This is a genomic window from Burkholderia mycopellens, from assembly GCF_964265025.1.
In the GTDB taxonomy this organism is placed as follows: domain Bacteria; phylum Pseudomonadota; class Gammaproteobacteria; order Burkholderiales; family Burkholderiaceae; genus Burkholderia.
Genome location: NZ_OZ183804.1, coordinates 688894 through 712326 on the forward strand (window position 1 = coordinate 688894; position 23433 = coordinate 712326).

At 71.6% G+C, this 23433-nt stretch carries 14 protein-coding genes; 9 read left to right on the forward strand and 5 right to left on the reverse strand.

Features of this window, described 5'->3' with window-relative positions; translation table 11 throughout:
* Positions 1 to 47: 47 nt before the first annotated feature.
* The 3 genes from ACPTTC_RS37070 to ACPTTC_RS37080 form a co-directional block, all read right to left on the reverse strand.
* Positions 48 to 761, reverse strand: a complete 714-nt coding sequence (locus ACPTTC_RS37070) for a helix-turn-helix transcriptional regulator (protein ID WP_423396249.1) — start codon at positions 759 to 761, stop codon at positions 48 to 50.
* Between the two features lie 306 nt (positions 762 to 1067).
* Positions 1068 to 1505 carry a hypothetical protein gene (locus tag ACPTTC_RS37075; RefSeq protein ID WP_423396250.1) on the reverse strand — a complete coding sequence of 146 codons (438 nt, stop codon included), beginning with the start codon at positions 1503 to 1505 and terminating at the stop codon, positions 1068 to 1070.
* Between the two features lie 420 nt (positions 1506 to 1925).
* Positions 1926 to 3110, reverse strand: a complete 1185-nt coding sequence (locus ACPTTC_RS37080) for a sugar transporter (protein ID WP_423396251.1) — start codon at positions 3108 to 3110, stop codon at positions 1926 to 1928.
* Positions 3111 to 3324: 214 nt separating this feature from the next.
* Here ACPTTC_RS37080 and ACPTTC_RS37085 point away from each other — a divergent pair, with 214 nt between their 5' ends.
* The gene (locus ACPTTC_RS37085) at positions 3325 to 3999 is read left to right on the forward strand and encodes an HAD family hydrolase (RefSeq protein ID WP_423396252.1); all 675 of its coding nucleotides are present in this window, start codon (positions 3325 to 3327) and stop codon (positions 3997 to 3999) included.
* A 106-nt stretch (positions 4000 to 4105) separates the two neighbouring features.
* On the opposite strand, the gene ACPTTC_RS37090 is transcribed toward ACPTTC_RS37085, so the two are convergent.
* The gene (locus ACPTTC_RS37090; RefSeq protein WP_226200621.1) at positions 4106 to 4348 is read right to left on the reverse strand and encodes a DUF6566 family protein; all 243 of its coding nucleotides are present in this window, start codon (positions 4346 to 4348) and stop codon (positions 4106 to 4108) included.
* Between the two features lie 325 nt (positions 4349 to 4673).
* Between ACPTTC_RS37090 and ACPTTC_RS37095 the strand changes: the two genes are divergently transcribed.
* The 8 genes from ACPTTC_RS37095 to treY all read left to right on the forward strand — a co-directional run bounded on the left by ACPTTC_RS37095 (position 4674) and on the right by treY (position 23124).
* Positions 4674 to 4958, forward strand: a complete 285-nt coding sequence (locus tag ACPTTC_RS37095; RefSeq protein ID WP_423396572.1) for a hypothetical protein — start codon at positions 4674 to 4676, stop codon at positions 4956 to 4958.
* Between the two features lie 142 nt (positions 4959 to 5100).
* Positions 5101 to 8493: a maltotransferase domain-containing protein gene (locus tag ACPTTC_RS37100; RefSeq protein WP_423396253.1), complete on the forward strand. Its 3393-nt coding sequence runs from the start codon at positions 5101 to 5103 to the stop codon at positions 8491 to 8493.
* Positions 8493 to 11906 (forward strand): maltose alpha-D-glucosyltransferase, encoded by a 3414-nt coding sequence (treS, locus tag ACPTTC_RS37105; protein WP_423396573.1) that lies wholly within the window; start codon positions 8493 to 8495, stop codon positions 11904 to 11906. Before ACPTTC_RS37100 ends, treS begins: the two co-directional genes overlap by 1 nt.
* Positions 11903 to 14110 carry a 1,4-alpha-glucan branching protein GlgB gene (gene glgB, locus ACPTTC_RS37110; RefSeq protein ID WP_423396254.1) on the forward strand — a complete coding sequence of 736 codons (2208 nt, stop codon included), beginning with the start codon at positions 11903 to 11905 and terminating at the stop codon, positions 14108 to 14110. The genes treS and glgB overlap by 4 nt, the downstream gene beginning before the upstream one ends.
* A 32-nt stretch (positions 14111 to 14142) precedes the next feature.
* Positions 14143 to 16269 carry a glycogen debranching protein GlgX gene (gene glgX / locus ACPTTC_RS37115; protein ID WP_423396255.1) on the forward strand — a complete coding sequence of 709 codons (2127 nt, stop codon included), beginning with the start codon at positions 14143 to 14145 and terminating at the stop codon, positions 16267 to 16269.
* Complete coding sequence (treZ, locus tag ACPTTC_RS37120; protein WP_423396256.1) at positions 16266 to 18137, forward strand: malto-oligosyltrehalose trehalohydrolase; 1872 nt, start codon at positions 16266 to 16268, stop codon at positions 18135 to 18137. Before glgX ends, treZ begins: the two co-directional genes overlap by 4 nt.
* Positions 18134 to 20353 carry a 4-alpha-glucanotransferase gene (malQ, locus tag ACPTTC_RS37125; protein ID WP_423396257.1) on the forward strand — a complete coding sequence of 740 codons (2220 nt, stop codon included), beginning with the start codon at positions 18134 to 18136 and terminating at the stop codon, positions 20351 to 20353. The genes treZ and malQ overlap by 4 nt, the downstream gene beginning before the upstream one ends.
* A complete protein-coding gene (gene treY / locus ACPTTC_RS37130) occupies positions 20350 to 23124 on the forward strand; it encodes a malto-oligosyltrehalose synthase (RefSeq protein WP_423396258.1) in 2775 nt (924 codons plus the stop codon). Before malQ ends, treY begins: the two co-directional genes overlap by 4 nt.
* Here the strand turns inward: treY and ACPTTC_RS37135 are convergent.
* The gene (locus ACPTTC_RS37135; RefSeq protein ID WP_423396259.1) at positions 23111 to 23338 is read right to left on the reverse strand and encodes a hypothetical protein; all 228 of its coding nucleotides are present in this window, start codon (positions 23336 to 23338) and stop codon (positions 23111 to 23113) included. The two genes, treY and ACPTTC_RS37135, sit on opposite strands and share 14 nt — an antisense overlap.
* Positions 23339 to 23433: the final 95 nt, after the last annotated feature.

Below are 23433 nucleotides of genomic sequence, written 5' to 3' on the forward strand. Positions count from 1 at the left end.
ATCACAATGGATGACCCCGGCCGACGGCCGCACGGCCACGCTGCCGCTTACGCCAGCGCGGCCGCCAGGCTCGCGCGGTTGGCGACGCCCTTCTTCGCCATCACGCGCCGCAGATGCGTGCGGACCGTCGACAGCCCGATGCCGAGCGTGCGCGCGACGTCCTTGTCGGGATAGCCGGCGGCGACGAGCCGCGCGACGTCGCTCTCGCGCTCGGTCAGCCCCGCGCACGCATGGCGCCGTCGCAGCAGCGCGCGCCGGAAAAACGGCTCGATGCCGTTCAGCAGCAGCTTGTCGCGCTCGGTGAAATCGGGCCGCCCCTGCGCCCGCCAGATCCGCAGGTCGCCCACGTGGGTCGCGCCGTCGAACGCGTAGACATTGATGCCGTGGTGCATGCCGTCGCGGCACAGGAAATCGTTGTAGAACTCGGTCTGCTCCAGCTCGCGCCGGCTCACCACCTCGTCGACGCAGGTCGCCACGCGGCGCGCGCACAGTTGCGACGTGACCGGATCGATATGCTGGAACCACGCTTCGTACCGGGCGATCTGCAACGGATCGACGTTGTACGAGAACCCGTTGCGCCACAGGCCGGTTTGTTCGTCGCAGTCGAACGACGCGGCGAAATCGGCGCGGAGCAGTTGCGTGATCGCGGGCAGCACGACCGTCCTCACGTCGACGACCGGCCCCAGCGCTTCCAGGCGGGCGACGATGTCGCCGAACAGCCGGAGTTCTTCCGGCGTGATATCGGACGCGGAAAGGTTCATGACGGACGGTTCCTCGATAAGCCGCTGGAGAACACCCGCATCGAGCGCTTCGACGGGCGCTGTCGCGACGAAGGCCCGAACGAGCACCGGTTCGTCACGATGCGCCATGTTACTCGGCTGATCGATGCGGCGCGTCTCTCGCGTCGAATCCGACAGCGAGCGGGCTCATGCTTCGCACGGCCCGCCGACACCCGGGCAGTTCGCCCCGGCGCACGACGCATGGCAGCCGGCTTCCCGGGAAGAACCACGGCCGGCCAACTGCGGCACGGCGGGCCGCGGCGTCATGGCGCAGACGTGAAGGCCCGCTCAGCGGCCGGCAGCCGCCATCGACGCCTGCCATTGCGCGGCCACGCCGGCGTAATCCCTGACCTTGAAAGCAGAGCCGTCCTGAACGTGAACCCAGCCGAGCGTGCGCTCGGCGAGCGGCTTGTCGGGGTCGTCCGGCGCGATCTTGACGATCGCCTGCGCACGTATGTGAACGAGACCGTCCGGATAGTCGGACGACGGGTTCGCCAGCGTCACCGTCACGAACGGCCCGAGATCCTGCAGCAGTCGAGCGGGCGGCGGATTGTCGGCCATCAGCAACGCACCGCCCTTCACGCGGTCGTCCACGCGAATGGCCGTGCCGCCCGGCCGGCGCTGCGCCGCGGTCGGTTGCGACATCCACAGCACGTGATCCGGGTTGAGATAGACCACATCGGGGTCGCCCATCGCGTCGCGGGTTTCAATCCGGGGTATCGGCATACACGGTCTCCAGTCGAATATCGGGCACCGAATGCGGGTGCGTCGGCAACATGATGATGCCGCATTATGTCGGCTTGCCGCGTGTCTTGCGGCGATTTGAAGACCGCTTCGATCGAACGGTTCAAGCGACGCGTGCGCGTGAACGCACTGTGCCCGGGGTGGATCGAAACGCCGTTCCATCATCGCGGCACCTGGCCGTCGCAAGACGCGCAACTGGCCTTTGCCGCATCGACACCGGCAGGACGCCGAGGAGAGGCCAACGATCGGCGCGTTCCTCGCGTCGGACGATCCCAGCTATGTGTCAGGGCATGCGCTCGTCGCCGACGGCGGTTACCCGGTTGCATGACCGGCGACGCGCGAGGCTGGGCCGTGGCCGCCTGCGCCACATGCAACATGCCGCCCGCCGCAACCCGGCATCGGCTACGCCACCGCCTGCCTCGCATGCAGCCGCAACGCGAGCCACGCGATCCCGACCGCAACCGCGCCGACCACGCCGCCGAACGTGCCGACCCACGCCAGCCCGAAGTCGCTGGCGATATGGTTGCCGATCAGCGCGCCGGCGCCGATGCCGACGTTGTACAGCCCGGAGAAAATCGACACCGCGAGGTCGGTTCCCTCCGGCGCCAGCTTCAGCACCCATGCCTGCATCGCCAGCCCGAAGCAGACGATCGCCCCGCCCCAGACCAGCGTATGCACGGACAGCGTGACGATATTGAGCGCGCACGGGAACAGGATCAGCAGGCATCCCGCCAGCGCGACGATCGACCCGAGCAGGAAATCGTCCGGCCGGTGCGGATAGATACGGTTGAAGCAGATCGCGGCCGGTATGCCGGCGATGCCGAACAGGATCAGCACATACGTGATCCGGCTGCTGCTCGCATGGTTGACGCCCTGGACGAAGGGCTCGATGTACGTGTACGACGTGAAATGCGCGGACACGACGAGCACGGTGATCGCGTACAGCGCCACCAGCGCGGGCTTGCGCAGGAACACGCCGACGCTGCTGAGCGACCCGGCGCCCTGGCTCGGCAATACCGGCAACGTCGCGCGCAGCAGCAGCAACGCGACGCCCGCCGCGCCGGCGATGATCAGGAACGTGACCCGCCAGCCGAACGTCTCGCCGACCACCCGCCCGAGCGGAATGCCGGCCACCATCGCGATCGCCGTGCCCATCGCCAGCAGGCTGAGCGCACGGCTTTTCCGGTCGCTCGGCGCGAGCCGCACGGCCAGCGGCACGGAAATCGACCAGAACACCGCATGCGCGCACGCGATGCCCAGCCGGCCGACCATCAGCACCGCGAAATTCCACGCGACGCCGGTCACCACATGACTGCCGATGAACACCAGCAGCGCCCCCATCAGCAGCTTGCGGCGCTCGACATGGCGCGTGGCCAGCGTCAACGGCAGCGACACGACGGCCACGGCCCACGCGTAGATCGTCAGCATCAGGCCGACGTCGGTCGGCTGCATGTGCAGGCTGTCGCCGATCGCGCTGAGCAGCGCGACGGGCACGAATTCGGTGGTATTGAAGATGAAGGCGGTGAGTGCCAGGGTCAGTACACCCCACCACGAGTGCTTGGAACTGACGGCGTCCGGTGTGGCCATACCTGGAATCGACGAGACGAGGGTTGGGGGCGCGCGGCGCGGAGAACCCGGCCCGGCGATCGCGGCGATTGTACCAGCGGCGCACGACACGGCGCGGCGCGAGGTGGTACGAGACGGCCGCGGGACATGGTCATGACATGGCCGTGCGCCGATAATGTGCGGACACGCTTCTCGCGACCCGTTCGCCCGAACCCTTTCCAGCCAGGAGATTCCCGTGCGCATTGAAACGTCTTTTCTGTTCGATCTCGACGGTACGCTCGTCGACAGCGTCTATCAGCACGTGCTCGCGTGGAAGGAAGCGCTCGATGCCGAAGGCATCGAACTGTCCGTGTGGCGCATCCACCGCAAGATCGGCATGAGCGGCGGCCTGTTCCTGAACCAGCTGCTGCGCGAGACGGCGGGCGATATCGACGCCGAGCGCGTCGAACGGCTCGCCCGGCTGCATGCGGCCGCGTACCAGCGGCTGCGCGCGCAGGTTCGTCCGCTGCCGGGTGCCCGCGAACTGCTGGCCGCGCTGTCGTCGGCGGGGATTCGCTGGGCGATCGCGACCAGCGGGCGGATGGAAACGGCCGCCATCAATCTCGCGGCGCTCGGCGTCGATCCGGCGAAGAGCGTCGTGGTCACGCGCGACCAGGTCAAGTATGCGAAGCCGGACCCCGACCTGTTCCTGACGGCCGCCGCGCAATTGAACGTGCCGATCGAACACACGGTCGTGGTCGGCGACAGCATCTGGGACATGCTGGCCGCTGCCCGCTGCCGCTCGCTCGGCGTCGGGCTGCTGTCGGGCGGATACGGCAGCGATGAACTCGAACGAGCGGGCGCGCTGCGGGTGTACGACGATCCGGCCGATCTGCTGCGGCATCTCGACGAGATTGCGGCGCGGCCCTGAAACGCCTGCTCCGCCGGCGGCCCCTGCGCCGTATCACCGTCGGTTTCGTCAAGCCGCGAACGACCGGCCACACCCCCGCCAGACCGGCGCGCGGCGGCCGCGCGACTCAATCGTCATCGATGTGCTTGTCGACCAGATAGCGGCCGCGCTCGACGCCCGCGCGCAGCGCTTCGCTCTCGGTCATCCAGTCGGGGCCGTCGGCCGCCGGCACGAGCAGCTCGCGGCGCTCGTCGCCGACATACACCTGCACCTCGCCGCGCCACGTGCCGCTGTCGTTGCGCCGCGCCCACACGCGTATCTCGTGCCCGCGATACGGGTCGCGGATCTGGGCATCCTGTCGATTTTGCACGGCGGCCTCCTGTGCCTGTCTGCGCTGACGATGCAAAAAATGCGCGCCGCGTAATCGCCGCGCACCCGTCGGCCCGGTGCGCATGCGCCGTGCCCGGTACCCGCCAGCCGGCACGCCGCTTGCGCGACGATGGCGCGTCGAACCGCCGCCGGCACGCGCCGCGAGCCGGCGAAGCGGTTCACGACCCTGCGACCGGACGACGATCGGCGCACCGGCGCCTTCCCGTCTCGCGGATCGAACGTCCCGACCCTTCGCCAAGGAGCCTCGTGTGAATCAAACGACCGATCTGCTCTCCTATCTCGTCACGAACCAGCTGGCCGCGCGCATGCGTTCCGGCGCATGGCCCACGACCGATCAGGTCGTCGATGCGCAGCGCGCCTGGCTCGCGTGCCATCACGCCGAATGCGGATGGCTTGCGCGGGTCAGGATCGCGGACGCGTCCGCGACGATCGCGCAAGGAATCTACGACATCGCGGTCGCGAACCGCGATCCCGACAGCGGCAAGCACGAGCGGCTCGACGCCGATTCGCCGGAACTGCGCGCGCTGCGCGAACGCTGCGATGCGCTGTTGCGGCGCATCGACGACGACCGTGACATCGGCCCGCGATGACCGCGCGATTCCCGATCGTGTAAAAACGACAGTCCGTTGTCGTCGGCATCCCGCGCAGGCCCCGCCGCACGGGAAACCACCCGGCAGGCACGTGCGTTGCGGCGAACCGGCGTCACCGACCGCCGCCCCTGTGCCCCGCGCCATGAACGCCACGCCGATCTTCGCTCCGCATATCCAGTTCTGCGACGCCCGCCTCGTCGGGCCGCTCGACGCATGGCCGCAGACGTTCGCGCATGCCGCGGGCATGGGCTTCGATCACGTGCTGGTCGGCGCCTTCTGGGCCGCGAGCGTCGCCGGCTATCCGCGCCACGTGGCCGATTTTCGGCGTCCGGCCCAATCGTTCGCGACACGCGCGGGCGCGCTCGAAACCTTCTCGCGGCTCGCGCAGCTCGCAAAGGGCCACGGGCTGCGCCTGCTGCTCGAAGTCGTGCCGGACCGCATCGCACGCGAGAATCCGCTGCGCACCGAGCACCCGGACTGGTACGTCGAACGCACGCACGACGATGCGCTGATCGATCCGCGCGGCGCCGCGCACGCGCAGGATGTCGCTCACGCGAACCTCGGCGACGACGCGGCGCGCGACGCGCTGTCCGCGTGGTGGTGCACGCACCTCGCCGCGTTCGCCGATGCGGGCGCGGCCGGTTTCCTCATCGACGCGCCGCATCATTTGCCGGCCGACTGGTGGCCCGGCTGGCGCGCGGCGCTGCGTCGCGCGCGCCCTGACGTGGCGGTGCTCGCCGGCGTGCCCGGCCATGCGCGCGACGCGCTCGCGCGGCTCGAAGGCGCCGGGTTCGACGCGGTGTTTTCATCGGTGCGCTGGTGGGACCTGCGCGCCCCGTGGTTCGTCGACGAACATCGGCTGCTGCGACGCATCGGCTCGCCGATCGCGTTTCCGGATGCGTTCGACGGCGCGCGCCTCGCCGACGACTGGCCCGACGCGCCGGATGACACCGTCGCTCGCGCGTATCGCCGTGCACTGTGGACGGCCGCGGCCGTCGGCACCGGCTGGCTCGTGCCGATGGGCTTCGAGCGCGGCGTCACGGTGCCGCTGATGGCGCGCGACGCCGATGCCACACGCTTCCACGCCGCGTTCGACGGCGCGCGCTTCGACCTGTCGGGCGCGATTGCCGATGCGAACGCGTGGCGTCGCGCCATGCCCGTCGCGGCCGCGCGCGGCGAGATCGTCCAGCTGAGCGCGCCTGGCGCACCGGCGACCGCGCTGCTGCGCGGCGCCGGCCCGTCGCTCGAACACGACGAAGCGGCGCTGCTGATCGCGTTGAATCCCGATCTCGACGCGGCGGTGACGGTCGATCCCGCGACGATCCTGCCCGGCGTGCCGGGCGGATTCACGCGCGTCGCCACATCCGGCGGCGCGCAAACCCGCCCGCCGGCCGCACTCCAGCCGTTCACGCTCGCACCCGGCGCCTGCGCGCTGCTGCATGCGTGGCAGGCGCCGCCTGTCACGACACGCCAGGACGCCGCACTCGAGCGCGCGGCGCTGTCCGCCGCGCTCGCGGCCGACCGCATCCCGATCGAGCGCGTCGAACCGTCGGTCGACGGCGGCCGCTTCGCGGTCAAGCGCGTGATCGGCGAAACGCTCGTCGTCCACGCATCGATCTTCACCGACGGGCACGCGCATCTCGCGGCCGCGCTGCAGTGGCGCGCCGCCGGCGACGACGACTGGCGCGAAATCCCGTTCGAAGCCGAACCGAACGACGGCTGGCACGCGCGCGTCTCGCTCGACCGGCTCGGCCGCCATGAATTTCGCGTGCTCGCCTGGCGCGACGACTGGGCGTCGCTCGTCGACGATGTCGCGAAGAAACACGCGGCCGGCCAGGACGTGACGCTCGAACTGCGCGAAGCGCAGCTGCTGCTCGCCACCGCGCTCAAGCTCGCCGACCCGCTCGATGCGCGCGCGCTCACGCGGATGGAACGGCTCGCCGCCGAATTCAGGGATGCGCCGGCCGACGCGCGGCTCGCGCAGCTCGGCGCGGCGCCGCTCGCCGACGCGTTCGCGGCGCTGCGCTACCGTCCGTTCGTCACGCACGACACGACGACCTTCCCGGTCGACGTCGAGCGCCGCGCGGCGCGCTTCTCCAGCTGGTACGAGATGTTTCCGCGCTCGGCGAGCGACGATCCGCACCGGCACGGCACGTTCGACGACGTGATCGCGCACCTGCCGCGCATCCGCGACATGGGTTTCGACGTGCTGTATTTCCCGCCGATCCACCCGATCGGCACGACCGCGCGCAAGGGACGCAACAACAGCCTGAAGGCCGGCCCCGACGACGTCGGCAGCCCTTACGCGATCGGCTCGCCGGACGGCGGCCACACGGCCGTGCATCCGCAGCTCGGCACGCTCGACGCGTTCCGCGCGCTGGTCGATGCCGCGCGCGGCCACGGGCTCGAGATCGCGCTCGATTTCGCGATCCAGTGCTCGCCCGACCATCCGTGGCTCGCTGCGCATCCGGGCTGGTTCGCGTGGCGGCCGGACGGCTCGCTGCGCTTCGCGGAGAATCCGCCGAAGCGCTACCAGGACATCGTGAACCCCGATTTCTACGCGCCGGACGCGCTGCCCGACCTGTGGCTCGCGCTGCGCGACGCGGTGCTGTTCTGGGTCGACGCGGGCGTGCGGATCTTCCGCGTCGACAATCCGCACACGAAGCCGCTGCCGTTCTGGGCGTGGATGATCGGCGACGTGCGCGGCCGGCACCCGGACGTCGTGTTCCTGTCCGAAGCGTTCACGCGGCCGGCGATGATGTATCGGCTCGCGAAAGTCGGCTTCTCGCAGTCGTACACGTACTTCACGTGGCGCGAGTCGAAGCGCGAATTCATCGACTACCTGACCGAGCTGACGACCGGCCCCGCGCGCGAATTCTTCCGGCCGAACTTCTTCGTCAACACGCCCGACATCAACCCGCGCCACCTGCAGAACGCGCCGCGCACGCAGTTCGTGATCCGCGCGGCGCTCGCGGCGACGCTGGCCGGATCGTGGGGCCTGTACTCGGGCTTCGAGCTCGGCGAATCGGCGTCGCTGCCGGACAGCGAGGAATACGCGAACGCGGAGAAATACGAGCTGCGCGCACGCGACTGGAGCAAGGCCGCGCATATCGGCGCCGAGGTCGCGCGGCTGAACCGCGCGCGGCGCGCCCACCCTGCGCTGCAGACACATCTCGGCCTCACGTTCGCCGATGCCGACAACGACTCGGTGCTCGTGTTCGTGAAGGCGACGCCCGCATTCGACAGCGTGGTCGTCGTCGCGATCAGCATCGACCCGTGGCATCCGCAGGTCGCGAACTTCACGCTCGATGCGTCGCTGTGGCGCGGCTTCGGGCTCGTCGACGGCGAACCGCTCGACGCGCTCGAGCAGGACGCCGCGCATGCGGAAACCTGGCGCGAGCATCGCCAGTACGTGTCGCTCGATCCGCACGTGCGGCCGTATGCGATCTGGCGGCTCACGCCGTCTCCAGGCGCCGCGCGGGCGGCGGCGCGCGAACCGGGCGAGGCCCGGCCACCTTCGGGAGTGCACGGATGATGAAACGCGAAGATTCCCTCGACGACGTACGCCGCGCGCAATTCCCGTCGCTCGCGCCGGCCGGCACGCCGCGCCGGCGCCGTGCGCGCCGCCGCGCGCCGGCGCTCTGCGCGGACGATCCGCTGTGGTACAAGGACGCGATCATCTACCAGGTGCACGTGAAGTCGTTCTACGACTCGAACAACGACGGCATCGGCGATTTCCCCGGCCTGATCGCGAAGCTCGACTACATCGCCGAACTCGGCGTCGACACGGTCTGGCTGCTGCCGTTCTACCCGTCGCCGCGCCGCGACGACGGCTACGACATCGCCGACTACCGCGACGTGCATCCGGACTACGGCACGCTCGCCGACGTGCGGCGCTTCATCCGCGAAGCGCATGCGCGCGGCATTCGCGTGATCACCGAGCTCGTGATCAACCACACGTCGGACCAGCATCCGTGGTTCCAGCGCGCGCGCCGCGCGAAACCGGGCTCGAATCACCGCGACTACTACATGTGGTCCGACACCGACACGAAATACGCGGGCACGCGGATCATCTTCCTCGATACGGAAACGTCGAACTGGACGTACGACCCGGTCGCCGGCCAGTACTACTGGCACCGCTTCTATTCGCACCAGCCCGACCTGAATTTCGACAACCCGTCCGTCGTGCGCGAAGTGATGCAGGTGATGCGCTTCTGGCTCGACCTCGGCATCGACGGGCTGCGGCTCGACGCGGTACCTTATCTCGTCGCGCGCGAGGGCACCAACAACGAAAACCTGCCCGAGACGCACGCGATCCTGAAACGGATCCGCGCGACGATCGACGCCGAGTATCCGAACCGGATGCTGCTCGCCGAAGCGAACCAGTGGCCCGAAGACGTGCAGGAATATTTCGGCGACGAGGACGAATGCCACATGGCGTTCCATTTCCCGCTGATGCCGCGCATCTACATGTCGATCGCGAGCGAGGACCGCTTCCCGATCGTCGACATCATGCGGCAGACGCCGGAACTCGCACCGAGCAACCAGTGGGCCGTGTTCCTGCGCAATCACGACGAACTGACGCTCGAGATGGTCACCGACTCCGAGCGCGACCTGCTGTGGCAGACCTATGCGAGCGACCGGCGCGCGCGGCTGAACCTCGGCATCCGGCGCCGGCTCGCCCCGTTGATGGAACGCGACCGGCGCCGCATCGAGCTGATCAACTCGCTGCTGCTGTCGATGCCGGGCACGCCGGTGATCTATTACGGCGACGAGCTCGGGATGGGCGACAACATCCACCTCGGCGACCGCGACGGCGTGCGCACGCCAATGCAGTGGTCGTCCGACCGCAACGGCGGCTTCTCGCGCGCCGACCCCGAACTGCTCGTGCTGCCGCCGGTGATGGGGCCGCTGTACGGCTATGACGCCGTCAACGTCGAAGCGCAGACGCGCGACCCGCATTCGCTGCTGAACTGGACGCGCCGCATCCTGTCGACCCGCCGCGCATCGCAGGCGTTCGGGCGCGGCACGATCCGCTTCCTGCGCCCGGAGAACCGCAAGGTGCTCGCGTACCTGCGCGAGCTGGACGGGCACGATCCGGTGCTGTGCGTCGCGAACCTGTCGCGCGCGTCGCAGGCCGTCGAGCTCGACCTGTCCGAATTCGCGGGGCGCGTGCCGATCGAGATGACGTCGGATTCGCCGTTTCCGCCGATCGGCCAGCTCCCGTATCTCCTCACCTTCCCGCCGTATGGCTTCCTGTGGTTCGTCCTGGCCGAGCACGGCCGCGAGCCGTCGTGGCGGCACCCCCAGGCGGAGCCGTTGCCCGAATACGTGACGCTCGTGATGCGGCGCGGCGATGCGCGGCCGGACGTCGAACAGCTGCCCGTGCTCGCGCACGATGCGCTGCCGTCGTGGCTCGCGCGGCGGCGCTGGTTCGCCTCGAAGGATCGCGCGGTCGGCACGGCCCGGCTGAAGGTCGTCACGCCGGTGCCGGGCGAACCGTTCCAGTATGCGGAGGCCTGGGTCGAATCCGGCGAGCCGGGTGACGTCGAACGCTACGTCGTGCCGCTCGCGACCGCATGGGGGGGTGAAACCTCGCAGCCGCTGTTCGCGCAGCTCGCGCTGGCGCGCGTGCGGCGCGGCCATACGGTCGGCTACCTGACCGACGCGTTCGCGCTGCCGGCGTTCGCGCGCGGCATGCTGCGCAAGCTGCGCGACGCTGCGGTGGTGCCGACCTCCGACGGCGGCCGGCTCGCGTTCCTGCCGGAAGACGCGCTCGCCGCACTCGATCCCGGCGACGACGCCGAAGTGCGCTGGCTCGCGGCCGAGCAGAGCAACAGCTCGCTCGTGATCGGCGACGCGATCGTGCTGAAGCTGGTCCGCAAGGTCGCGCACGGCGTGCATCCGGAAGCGGAAATGAGCCGGCACTTGACGCGGATCGGCTACCCGAACACCGCGACGCTCGCGGGCGAAGTCGTGCACGTCGATCCGGACGGCACACCGCACACGGTCGCGATCCTGCAGCGCTATGTCGACAACCAGGGCGACGCGTGGACGCGTTCGTTCGACTTCCTGCGGCGCGCGGTGGACGAGCTCGCGCTGCCGGCCGCGGACGACGACGAGACCGCCGAAACAGACGAGGTACCCGACGCGCTGCTCGGCTACGCGGCCTTCGCGGGGATCATCGGCACGCGGCTCGGCCAGCTGCACGTCGCGCTCGCGCAGCCCTCCGACGATCCCGCGTTCGCGCCGGAGCATGCGACGCCCGAACACGTCGAAGGCTGGTGCGCGGACGCGATCGCGTCGTTCGAGCACGCGCTCGACGTGCTGCACACGCGGCTCGATGCGCTCGATCCCGCGATGCGCGCGGCGGCCGACACGCTGCTCGCATCGCGCGACGCGGCCGTGCGCGCGCTCGGCGAACTCGTGCCGCGCACGCTCGATGCGCAATGCATGCGGATCCACGGCGATTTCCATCTGGGCCAGGTGCTCGACGTGCAAGGCGACGCGCTGCTGATCGACTTCGAAGGCGAGCCGGCGCGCTCGCTCGAGCGCCGCCGCGCGAAATCGCATCCGCTGCGCGACGTGGCCGGCCTGCTGCGTTCGCTGTCGTACGTGAGCGCGATCGCGCAATTCGCGATCGAGAAGGCGCCGCCGCAGGCGGCCGGCCGCAAGCGCGCGCTGTTCGACCGCTTCGGGCAGGCCGCCGCCGACCGCTTCGTCGAATGCTATCGCGCCGCCGCCGAACGGGCGCCCGCGCGTTTCGTCGACCCGCGCTACGCCGATCGCCTGCTCGCGCTGTTCCTGATCGACAAGGCGTCGTACGAGCTGCGCTACGAAGCCGCGAACCGGCCCGACTGGCTGAGCGTGCCGGTCGGCGGGCTCGCCGCGCTGGTCGAACGGCTGCTCGATGACGGCGCCGCATCCGACGACGGAGGCACGTCATGACCGAGACGCTGTTCGAACGATCCGATATCGATGCGCTGCTCGCCGGCCGCCATCCCGATCCGTTCGCGTGCCTCGGCCCGCACGGGCAAACCGGCCGGGTCGTCGTGCGCGCGCTGCTGCCCGGCGCGAAAAGCGTGCATGCGCTGTCGCCGGAAGGCGCCGACCTCGGCACGCTCGCGTGCGTCGATCGGGCCGGCTGCTTCGCGGGGACGATCCCGCGCAACGGCGGCGCGCCCCACTACCGGCTCGCGATCGAGTGGCCTGGCGCGCGGCAGGTGATCGACGATGCGTATGCGTTCGGCACGCTGCTCGACGACGCGGTGCTCGCGCGCTTCTCGGCCGGCGACCCGGCCGCCGTGCTCGACTGCCTCGGCGCGACGCCCGCGCGCATCGGCGACACCGACGGCGTGCGCTTCGCGGTCTGGGCGCCGAACGCGCAGCGCGTGTCGGTGGTCGGCGATTTCAACGGATGGGACGGCCGCCGCCATCCGATGCGGCTGCGGCGGCCGTCGGGCGTGTGGGAGCTGTTCGTGCCGGGCATCGGCGCGGGCGAGCGCTACAAGTACGAGCTGCGCGCGGCCGACGGGCGCGTGCTGCCGCACAAGGCCGATCCCTGTGCGCGCGCGACCGAAGCGCCGCCGCGCACGGCGTCGGTCGTCGCCGACGTCGCGGCGCTCGACGCGTTCGCCTGGCACGACGACGGCTGGATGCGCGCGCGGCCGCACGCCGACCGCTACCGCGTGCCGTGGTCGATCTACGAGGTGCATCCGGAGTCGTGGCAGCGCGTGCCCGAGGAGATGAACCGCAGCGCGACGTGGGACGAGCTCGCCGAGCGGCTGATTCCGTACGTGCAGGGGATGGGCTTCACACACGTCGAGTTCATGCCGATCGCCGAATACCCGTTCGGCGGCTCGTGGGGCTACCAGCCGCTTGCGCAGTTCGCGCCGTCCGCGCGTTTCGGGCCGGTCGACGGCTTCGCGCGCTTCGTCGACCGCGCGCATGCGGCCGGCATCGGCGTGCTGGTCGACTGGGTGCCCGCGCATTTCCCCGACGATCCGCATGGCCTCGCGCAATTCGACGGCACGGCGCTGTACGAACACGCCGACCCGCGCGAAGGGCTGCATCCCGACTGGCACACCTGCGTGTTCAACGTCGGGCGCACGGAAGTCGGCGCGTTCCTCGCCGCGTCGGCGCTCGCCTGGGCGCGCCGGTATCACGTCGACGGCATCCGCGTCGACGCGGTCGCGTCGATGCTGTACCGCGACTATTCGCGCGCCGAGGGCGAATGGGTGCCGAACGTGCACGGCGGCCGCGAGAACCTCGAATCGGTCGCATTCCTGCGCCTGCTGAACGACACGCTGCACGGTGCGGCCGCACCGGCCGGTGTCGTCACCGTCGCGGAGGAATCGACCGCGTGGCCCGGCGTCACGGCGCCGACCGTCAATGGCGGGCTCGGCTTCGACTTCAAGTGGAACATGGGCTGGATGCACGACACGCTCGCGTATCTGCGCGAGGACCCGATCCACCGCCGCTATCACCACGACCGGATGACGTTCGGGCTGATCTACGCGTTCTCCGAGCGCTTCGTGCTGCCGCTGTCGCACGACGAGGTCGTGCACGGCAAGGGCTCGCTCGTCGCGAAGATGCCCGGCGACGCGTGGCAGCGGCTCGCGACGCTGCGCGCGTACTTCGGCTTCATGTGGGCGCATCCCGGCAAGAAGCTGCTGTTCATGGGCAGCGAGTTCGCGCAATGGGCCGAATTCGCGCACGACGCGACGCCGCACTGGGACCTGCTCGACGCGCCCGCGCATCGCGGCGTGCAGCGGCTCGTGCGCGACCTGAACCGCGCGTATGCGGCCGAACCCGCGCTGCATGCGCTCGACTGCTACGCAGCCGGCTTCGCGTGGCTGATCGGCGACGACCGCGACAACAGCGTGTTCGCGTTCGTGCGCCGCGACGACGCCGGACACGTCGTGGTCGCCGTCTGCAATTTCACGCCGGTGCCGCGCGCAAGCTACCGCGTCGGCCTGCCCGCGCCCGGACCGTGGCGCGAACTGATGAACACCGATGCCGCGCCGTACGGCGGCACCAACGCCGGCAACGACGGCGCCGTGTGGGCCGAAGCCGTGCCCGCGCACGGCGAAGCGTGGTCGGCGACCCTGCGCCTGCCGCCGCTCTCGACGCTGTGGCTGCGCCCTGCCTGATTGCCCGCGCCCCCGACACGGAGATCCGCCTCATGCCGACCGCCCTGCCCGCCCGTCTCGAATCCGGCCGCAGCTATCCGCTCGGCGCGACCTGGGACGGCCTCGGGACCAACTTCGCGGTGTTTTCCGCGCACGCGCAGCGCATCCAGCTGTGCGTGTTCGATCCGACCGGTCGCAAGGAGCTCGCGCGCCTCGACCTGCCCGAATGCACCGACGAGGTGTGGCACGGCTACCTGCCCAACGCGCATCCGGGCACCGTGTACGGGTTCCGCGCGGACGGCCCGTACCAGCCGCAGCACGGCCATCGCTTCAACTCGACCAAGCTGCTGCTCGACCCGTACGCGCGCAAGCTGGTCGGCCAGTTCCGCTGGTCGGACGCGCTGTTCGGCTATCGCGTCCATTCGAACCGCGCGGACCTGTCGATGGACCGCCGCGACTCGGCGCCCGCGATGCCGAAGTGCGTGGTGGTCGACGAGGCGTTCGATTGGCGCGACGACCGGCGCCCGCGCGTGTCGTGGCGCAACACGGTGATCTACGAAACCCACGTGCGCGGCGCGTCGATGCGTCGCGCCGGGTTGCGCCCGCCCGAACGCGGCACGTTCGCGGCGCTCGCGCATCCGGCGTTCATCGATCACCTGCTGTCGATCGGCGTGACGACGGTGGAGCTGCTGCCCGTCCACGCGTTCCTGCAGCAACGCGCGCTCGTGAACCGCGGGCTGCGCAACTACTGGGGCTACGACACGGCCGCGTTCTTCGCGCCGGAGCCCGCCTATCTCGCGACGCGGCGGCTCGACGAGATGCGCATCGCGATCCGCCAGCTGCATGCGGCCGGCATCGAGGTCGTGCTCGACGTCGTCTACAACCATACGTGCGAGGGCAACGAGCTCGGCCCGACGCTGTCGTGGCGCGGCCTCGACAACGCAAGCTACTACCGGCTGATGCCGGACGACCGCCGCTTCCATGTCGACGAGACCGGCTGCGGCAACACGCTGAACCTGTCGCATCCGCGCGTCGTGCAGATGGTGATGGATTCGCTGCGCTACTGGGCCACCGCGTTCAACATCGGCGGCTTCCGCTTCGACCTCGGCGTGACGCTCGGCCGCGAGGAACACGGCTTCGATCCCGGCGCGGGGTTTTTCGACGCGCTGCGGCAGGACCCGGTGCTCGCGCAGCGCAAGCTGATCACGGAGCCGTGGGATCTCGGCCCCGGCGGCTACCAGCTCGGCCGCCACCCGCCCGGCTTCGCCGAATGGAACGACCGCTTTCGCGACACCGTGCGGCGCTTCTGGCGCGGCGATGCGGGCCAGCGGCCGGAGCTCGCCGCGCGGCTCGCGGGGTCGGCCGACCTGTTCAACCGCCAGCGGCGCCACACGTGGGCCTCGGTCAATTTCATCACCGCGCACGACGGCTTCACGCTCGCCGATCTCGTGTCGTATTCGGCGAAACACAACGATGCGAACGGCGAGGACAACCGCGACGGCCGCGACGACAACTGCAGCGCGAACTGGGGGGCCGAAGGGCCGACCGACGACGCGGCGATCCGCGACGTGCGCGCGCGCGTCGCGCGCTCGATGCTCGCGACGCTGTTCACCGCGCTCGGCACGCCGATGCTGGTGGCCGGCGACGAATTCGGCCGCACGCAGCACGGCAACAACAACGCGTACTGCCAGGACAACGAGCTGTCGTGGCTCGACTGGGATCTGGCACGCAGCGACGAAGCCGTGACGCTGATGCGCTTCGTGTCGCGGCTCGCCGCGCTGCGGCGCATGTACCCGGTGATGTCCGCGCCGCGTTATCCGTCGGGCGACCACGACGCCGCGCCGGGCATGGCGGAGATCGACTGGTTCGACGAGCGCGGCGTCGCGATGACGGTGCCCGCGTGGCAGGACCGCGAGCGCCGCGCGCTGACGATGCGGCGCGTCGGCACGGGCCGCACCGGGCGCACCGAGGCGCTGCTCGTGATGCTGAACGCGTCGTCCGAGACGGTCGTGTTCGCGCCGCCCGCCCCGGCGCTCGACTATCGCGTGCTGGTCGACACGGCCACGCCGGACGCCGGCCCGCGCACGTGGCCGGCCGACGGGCTCGACGTCGCCGCGCACGCGGCCGCGATCGCGGTGGCCGCCGTGCCGCCCGACCTGTCCTCGGGAGACTCGCCATGAGATCACGCTCCGCCCATCCATCCGGCCCGCACGCGTTCGACATGTCGTTCGGCGCGACCTGCGTCGACGGCGGCCGCACGCGCTTCCGGCTGTGGGCGCCCGCGAGCCGCACGGCCGCCGTCGAGATCGAGGGCGAAAACACGCCCGCGATCGCGATGACCGCGGTCGGCGACGGCTGGTTCGAGGTCGTCGCGCCCTGCGGCCCCGGCACGCTGTATCGCTACCGGGTCGACGGCGATCTCTCGGTGCCCGATCCCGCGTCGCGCTTCCAGCCGGGCGGCGTGGCAGGCCCGAGCCAGGTCGTCGATCCGGCTGCGTACCGCTGGCGCCACGACGCATGGCGCGGCCGCCCGTGGCACGAGACGGTGCTGTACGAGCTGCATGTCGGCGCATGCGGCGGCTACGCGAGCGTCGAGCGGCGCCTGCCGGAGATCGCCGCGCTCGGCGTGACCGCGGTCGAGCTGATGCCCGTCAACGCGTTCCCCGGCATGCGCAACTGGGGCTACGACGGCGTGCTGCCGTTCGCGCCCGATGCGTCGTACGGGCGGCCCGACGAACTGAAGGCGCTGGTCGATGCCGCGCACGGGCTCGAGTTGCAGGTGTTCCTCGACGTCGTCTACAACCACTTCGGCCCGGAAGGCAACCTGCTGCCGCGCTATGCGCCCGCGTTCTTCCGCACCGACCGGCAGACCGCGTGGGGGCCGGCCATCGACTTTTCGTGCGCGCAAACGAGCGCGTTCTTCATCGAGAACGCGCTGTACTGGCTCGACGAATTCTGTTTCGACGGATTGCGCATCGACGCCGCGCACGCGATCGACGACGACGCGTGGCTGCGCGAACTCGCGCGCCGCGTGCGCGCGTATGCGGGCGACACGCGTCATGTGCACCTCGTGCTCGAGAACGAACGCAACGCGGCAAGCCTGCTCGGGCCCGGCGATTTCGACGCGCAATGGAACGACGACTTCCACAACAGCGCGCACGTGCTGCTGACCGGCGAGCGCGACGGCTACTACCGCGCGTACGCCGACGCGCCGCTGCGCCATCTCGCGCGCACGCTCGGCGAAGGCTTCGCGTACCAGGGCGAACCGTCGCCGCTGCACGACGGCGCCGCGCGCGGCGAACCGAGCGCCCACCTGCCGCCGACCGCGTTCGTCGCCTTCCTGCAGAACCACGACCAGGTCGGCAATCGCGCGTTCGGCGAACGGCTGCGCACGCTCGCGAACGAAGATGCGGTGCGCGCGGCGACCGCGCTGCTGCTGCTCGCGCCGTCGATCCCGCTGCTGTTCATGGGCGAGGAGGACGGCAGCACGCAGCCGTTCCAGTTCTTCACCGACTATCGCGGCGCGCTCGCCGACGCGGTGCGCGAAGGCCGGCGCCGCGAATTCGCGGCTTTTCCGGCCTTCGCCGACGCCGCGCATCGCAGCGCGATTCCCGATCCGAACGACATCGCGACGTTCGTGCGTTCGACGCTGCACGGCAGTCGCGACGAAACCACGCCCGACGCCGACGCATGGCGGCGCTTCTACCGCAGCGCGCTGGCCGTGCGCGCGGCGCTCGTGACGCCGAACCTGCCCGGCGCGCGCGCGCTCGGCGTCGACCTGCTCGCGGGCGACGGCGACCCGCAGGCGCTCGTCGCCCGCTGGCGCCTCGGCGACGGCAGCACGCTGACGATCGCGTTGAACCTCGGCTCGCACGACGCGGTGCTGCCCGCGCTGCCGGTCGGCAAGATCGTGTTCGAGACGCCGCCGCGCGCCCGCGACCGGCTGCGCGACCTGCGGCTGCCGCCGCGCGCGGGCATCGCGTGGCGCGACGGCAACGTCAACCACGATGCGCGACAGCACCGCGCGAACGGACAGGGCCGATCATGACGACCGACGTGTCGATCGCCGAACTCGCGCGCGCGGCCGGCCTGGAATCCGATTGGACCGATGCGGGCGGCATCGCGCGGCGGGTGGACGACGGCGCGCTCGCCGCGCTCGTCGACGCGCTCGGCTGGCCGTGCGGCACGGCGAGCCAGCGGGTGGCAAGCGCCGCCGCGCTCGCCAACGCGAACGCGGCACCGCCGCGCGTCGTCACCGGCGACGCGGGCCGGCCGCTGACCCTGCCGGCCGCGGTCGCGCCGCCGGGCGCGCGCTTCCGGATCACGCTCGAAACAGGCGGGCATGTCGACGGGCGCGTCGGCGGCGCGGGCGAACACGGCACGCTGCCGCCGCTGGCGATACCCGGCTATCACGCGCTCGACGTCGGCGACCAGCGCATCGGGCTCACGATCGCGCCGCCGCGCCCGCCACCGTTCGACCCGCGCGCGGCGGACGCGGGCGGCCACTGGGGCATCGCGGCGCAGCTCTACAGCCTGCGCCGCGCCGGCGACGACGGCGCGGGCGACTACACCGCGCTGGCGCGACTGGCCGCGCATGCGGCACGGCACGGCGCGCAGGCGGTGGCGATCAGCCCGACACACGCCGGCTTTCCGGCGCTGCCCGCGCACGACAGCCCGTATTCGCCGTCGTCACGGCGCTGGCACAACGTCGCGTATCTCGATTGCGACGCGGTGCCGGGCGCCGCTGCCGCGCATCGCGCGCCCGGTGCGGCGGCCGACGCGCCGCTGATCGACTGGCCGCGGGTGCTGCCGCTGAAGCTGCGCCACCTGCGTGCGTGCTTCGACGCGTGGCGAGCCAGCGACGACCCGTCACGCGGCGCGTTCCAGCGGTTTCGCGCGGCGGGCGGCGCGGCACTCGAGGCGCATGCGCGTTTCGACGCGCTGCAGGCGTTCTGCATCGAACGCGGCGTCGGCGCGGACTGGCGGCGTTGGCCCGCGCCGTGGCGCGAGCCGGGATCCGCTGAAGTCGACGCGTTCGCGCACACCCACGCCGACACGGTCGCGTTCCACACGTTCCTGCAATGGTGCGCGTCGCGCGCGCTCCGCGACGCGCAGCACGCGGCACGCGGCGCGGGCATGGCCGTCGGGCTGATCGCCGATCTCGCGGTGGGCTCCGACCGCGCGGGCAGCGACGCGTGGGCGCATGGCGCGACGCTGCTGCGCGGCGTGTCGCTCGGTGCGCCGCCCGATTTGTTCAACGCGGCCGGCCAGGCGTGGGGCGTGACGACCTGGACGCCCGCCGCATTGCGCGCGAACGGCTTCGTGCCGTTCGTCGAGCTGTTGCGCGCGGCGTTCGCGCATGCGGGCGGCATCCGCATCGATCACGTGCTCGGCTTCGCGCGGATGTGGATCGTGCCGGACGGCGGCTCGCCGCGCGACGGCGCGTACCTGCGCTATCCGGTCGACGATCTCGTGCGGCTCGTCGCGCTCGAGGCGGCGCGTCATCGCGCGCTCGCGATCGGCGAGGATCTCGGCACGGTGCCGGCGGGCTTGCGCGAGCGGCTCGGCGCGCAGGGCATCGCCGGGATGCGCGTGCTGTGGTTCGAGCGCGATGCCGGCGGCGCGTTCCGGCCGCCGGCGGAATGGGATCGCGACGCGATCGCGATGTCGTCGACGCACGATCTGCCGACCGTGGCCGGCTGGTGGCGCGGCGTCGATCTGGCATGGCGCCGGATCGCGGCCGAGGCCGCGGCAGGGCAGTCCGACGGTGCGGCGGCGCGCGACGCGGCGCCGCCCGCGCCGGACGAGGCAAGCACGCACGATCCGCACCACATCGCGCCCCGCCCGGCCACCGCGCCCGACCCTGCGCCGCGTCCGGAACCCCGCCCTGCCACAGCGCCGCCCGCCGTCGATCCCGACGTCCTCGCCGCGCATGCGGCGCGCGCCACCGAACGCGCGGCGCTGTGGCGCGCGCTGCAGCACGCAGGCTGTGCGCCGGCCGGCGCCATCGCCCCGCGCGCCGACGCGCCCCCCGTCGCCGCGATCCTCGCGTACGTCGCGCGCAGCCCGTCGCCGCTCGCAATCGTGCCGCTCGAGGATCTGCTCGCGCTGGACATGCAGCCGAACCTGCCGGGGCCGCCCTGCGGGCACCCGAACTGGCGGCAGCGCCTGCCGCGCGCGATCGATACGCTGTTCGACGCCGATGTGCGCGAGCGCATCGCGGCCGTCGTGCGTGCGCGCCGTACGCGGGAGCCCGGCTCATGACACCACGCGCGACGCTGCGCCTGCAGTTGCATGCGGGCTTCACGTTCGACGACGCGGCCGCACACGCCGGCTACTTCGCGCGGCTCGGCGTGAGCCACCTGTACCTGTCGCCGGTCGCGACGGCCGAACCCGGTTCGCGACACGGCTACGACACCGTGGATTACGGCACGCTCAACGCCGAACTCGGCGGCGAAGCCGGTTTCGTCCGGCTCGTCGCCGCGCTGCGCGCGCACGGGCTGGGCGTGATCGTCGACATCGTGCCGAACCACATGGGCGTCGGCGGCTCGTCGAACGGCTGGTGGAACGACGTGCTCGAATGGGGGCCCGCGAGCCCGTACGCACGCCACTTCGACATCGACTGGCATCCGCCGGACGCGGCGCTCGACGGCAAGGTCCTGTTGCCCTGCCTCGGCACGCCGTACGGCGAGGCACTCGCGGCCGGCGACATCACGCTCGACGTCGATCCGGCCGCCGGACGCTTCTTCGTGTCGTGCCCCGGGCGACGGCTACCGGTGGCCGCCGCCACCTATGCGGACATCCTGCGCATCGCGAATCGCGCGGACCTGAACGCGCTCGCCGAACGCTTCGACGCCGCGCCGCACCGCGACAGCGCACGACTGGCCGCCGCGCACGCGGCGCTGCGCGATCACGCGGCCGCGCACGGCCCGCATGCGCTCGACGCGGTGCTGCGCGGCGCCGATCCGCGCCGCGCGCGCTCGCGCGCGTGCCTGCACCGGCTGCTCGAACGCCAGCACTACCGGCTCGCCTGGTGGCGCACGGCCGCCGACGAGCTGAATTGGCGGCGCTTCTTCGACATCGCGACGCTCGCGGCCGTCCGTGTCGACGACGACGCGGTGTTCGATGCCGTCCATGCGCTTCCGCTCCGGCTGCATGCGGCCGGCTGCATCGACGGCCTGCGCGTCGATCACGTCGACGGCCTCGCCGATCCGCGCGCGTATTGCCGGCGGCTGCATGAGCGACTTGCCGCGCAACGCGACGCGCGGCCGTACGTCGTCGTCGAGAAGATCCTCGCGCCCGGCGAGACGCTGCGCGCCGACTGGGCCGTCGACGGCACGACCGGCTACGACTTCATGAACGACGTCGGCGCGCTGCTGCACGATCCGGCCGGCGCCGCGCCGCTGGCCGCGCACTGGGCGCACGTGTCGGGTTCGTCGCGCACCTTCGCGCAGGAAGCGCTCGACGGCAAGCGCCGCGTGCTGATGCGCATGCTCGCCGGCGAGCATGCGCGTGCCGCGCGGGCGTTGCATGGCATCGCACGGGCGGCGCCCGCGACGCGCGACGTCAGCCTGATCGCGATTCGGCGCGTACTGGGCGAACTTGCGGTGCAACTGCCGGTGTACCGGCTGTATCCGGCGCGCGACGAAGCGCCCGCCGACGCCGATCGCCGCGTGCTCGGGCATGCGTACGAACGCGCATGCACGGCCGTCGATCCGGCCGACCGGTTCGCGCTCGATCACGTCGCCACCTGGCTCGGGTTGCCGGTCGCACGCGTGCCGCGCGCGGACCCCGCCGCGCTGCACGCGGCGCGCGTCGCGTTCGCGCAGCTCACCGCGCCACTCGCCGCGAAGGGCGTCGAGGATACGGCCCACTATCGTTACGGCCGGCTGCTGTCGCGCAACGAGGTCGGCGCCGACGCCGGTGACTTCAGCCTGTCGCGCGGCGCGTTCCATGCGCGCAACCGGCGCCGCGCGCGCACCGTGCCGCACGGGCTCGTCGCCACCGCCACGCACGACCACAAACGCGGCGAGGATGCGCGTGCGCGGCTGGCCGTGCTCAGCGAATTGCCCGACGCGTGGCGCGCGGCGTCGCTCGACTGGTCCGCGCTCAACCGGCCGCATCGCGGCGGCGCGCATCGCGATCTCGCGTGGACGCCGGGGCCGGCCGCCGAGGCGATGCTGTATCAGACGCTCGTCGGCTGCTGGCCGCCCGGACTCGCGCCCGACGATGCGACGGGGCTCGCGGCGCTGGCCGAACGCGTCGCGCAGTGGCAGACGAAGGCGCTGCGCGAGGCGAAGCGGCACACCGACTGGCTCGCGCCCGATATGCGCTACGAGCGCGATTGCGCGGCATTCGTCCGCGCGATCCTGACGCCGCGCGGCGCCGGCGATTTCGCGCACCGGCTGCATGCGTTCGTCGCGCGGATCGCGCCGGCCGGCGTCATCAACAGCCTGACGCAGGCCGTGCTGCGGATGGCGTCGCCCGGCGTGCCCGACCTGTATCAAGGGACCGAATCATGGGATCACTCGCTCGTCGATCCGGACAACCGGCGCGACGTGCCGTTCGCGGCGCTCGCGGCCGAACGGGTCGACGGGCCGGTCGCGTCGTACCTGCCGGCGTGGCCCGATGCGCGCGTGAAGCGGGCGCTGGTCGAGCGCATGCTCGCGCTGCGCGCGCGGTGGCCAGCGGCATTCGCGGACGGCGCGTATGTGCCGCTGCGCGTGCGCGGCCCGCTCGGGCGTCATGCGGTGGCGTTCGCGCGGTGCAACGATGAGGCCGCCGTGGTGGTGGTCGCGACGCGGCTCGCGTGCCCGCTGCTCGGCGAAACGCCGGAATTGCCGCGTGTGGCGCCCGCGCGATGGGGCGATACGGCGGTCGTGCTGCCGCGCGATATCGACGGGCCATGGACGGATTGCCTGAATACGCGGGACACGATCGACCTGACGGGACGCACGCTGCCACTCGCCCGCTGCCTGGCCGCGCTGCCCGTCGCGGTGCTCGTCGCCGCGCGCCCGCCCGTCACGCATCGGTGACGTCGGGCTCGCTCGCGTCGTTGCGCTGCACGCACCGCACGACCGACAGCCCCTCGGCGGTCAGCGCCGGCCGGCGCTCGCCCGACGCGTCGTCGTACTGCATCACGACCAGGTGCCGTGCGACCAGCGCGACGACATCCTCGCGGTCGCTCTGGATTTGCTCCGGTGCACGATGCACCAGTAACAGCGTGGCGAATTCATGGGCGGACAGCATGCTCGTTCCCCGTTGGCGGCTGCGCGCGGTGCGCGCCGGCACGAAGACCCTCATGCAGGGACCGTGCCGGTTTGCGCGGCGCGCCCGCCGCCCGG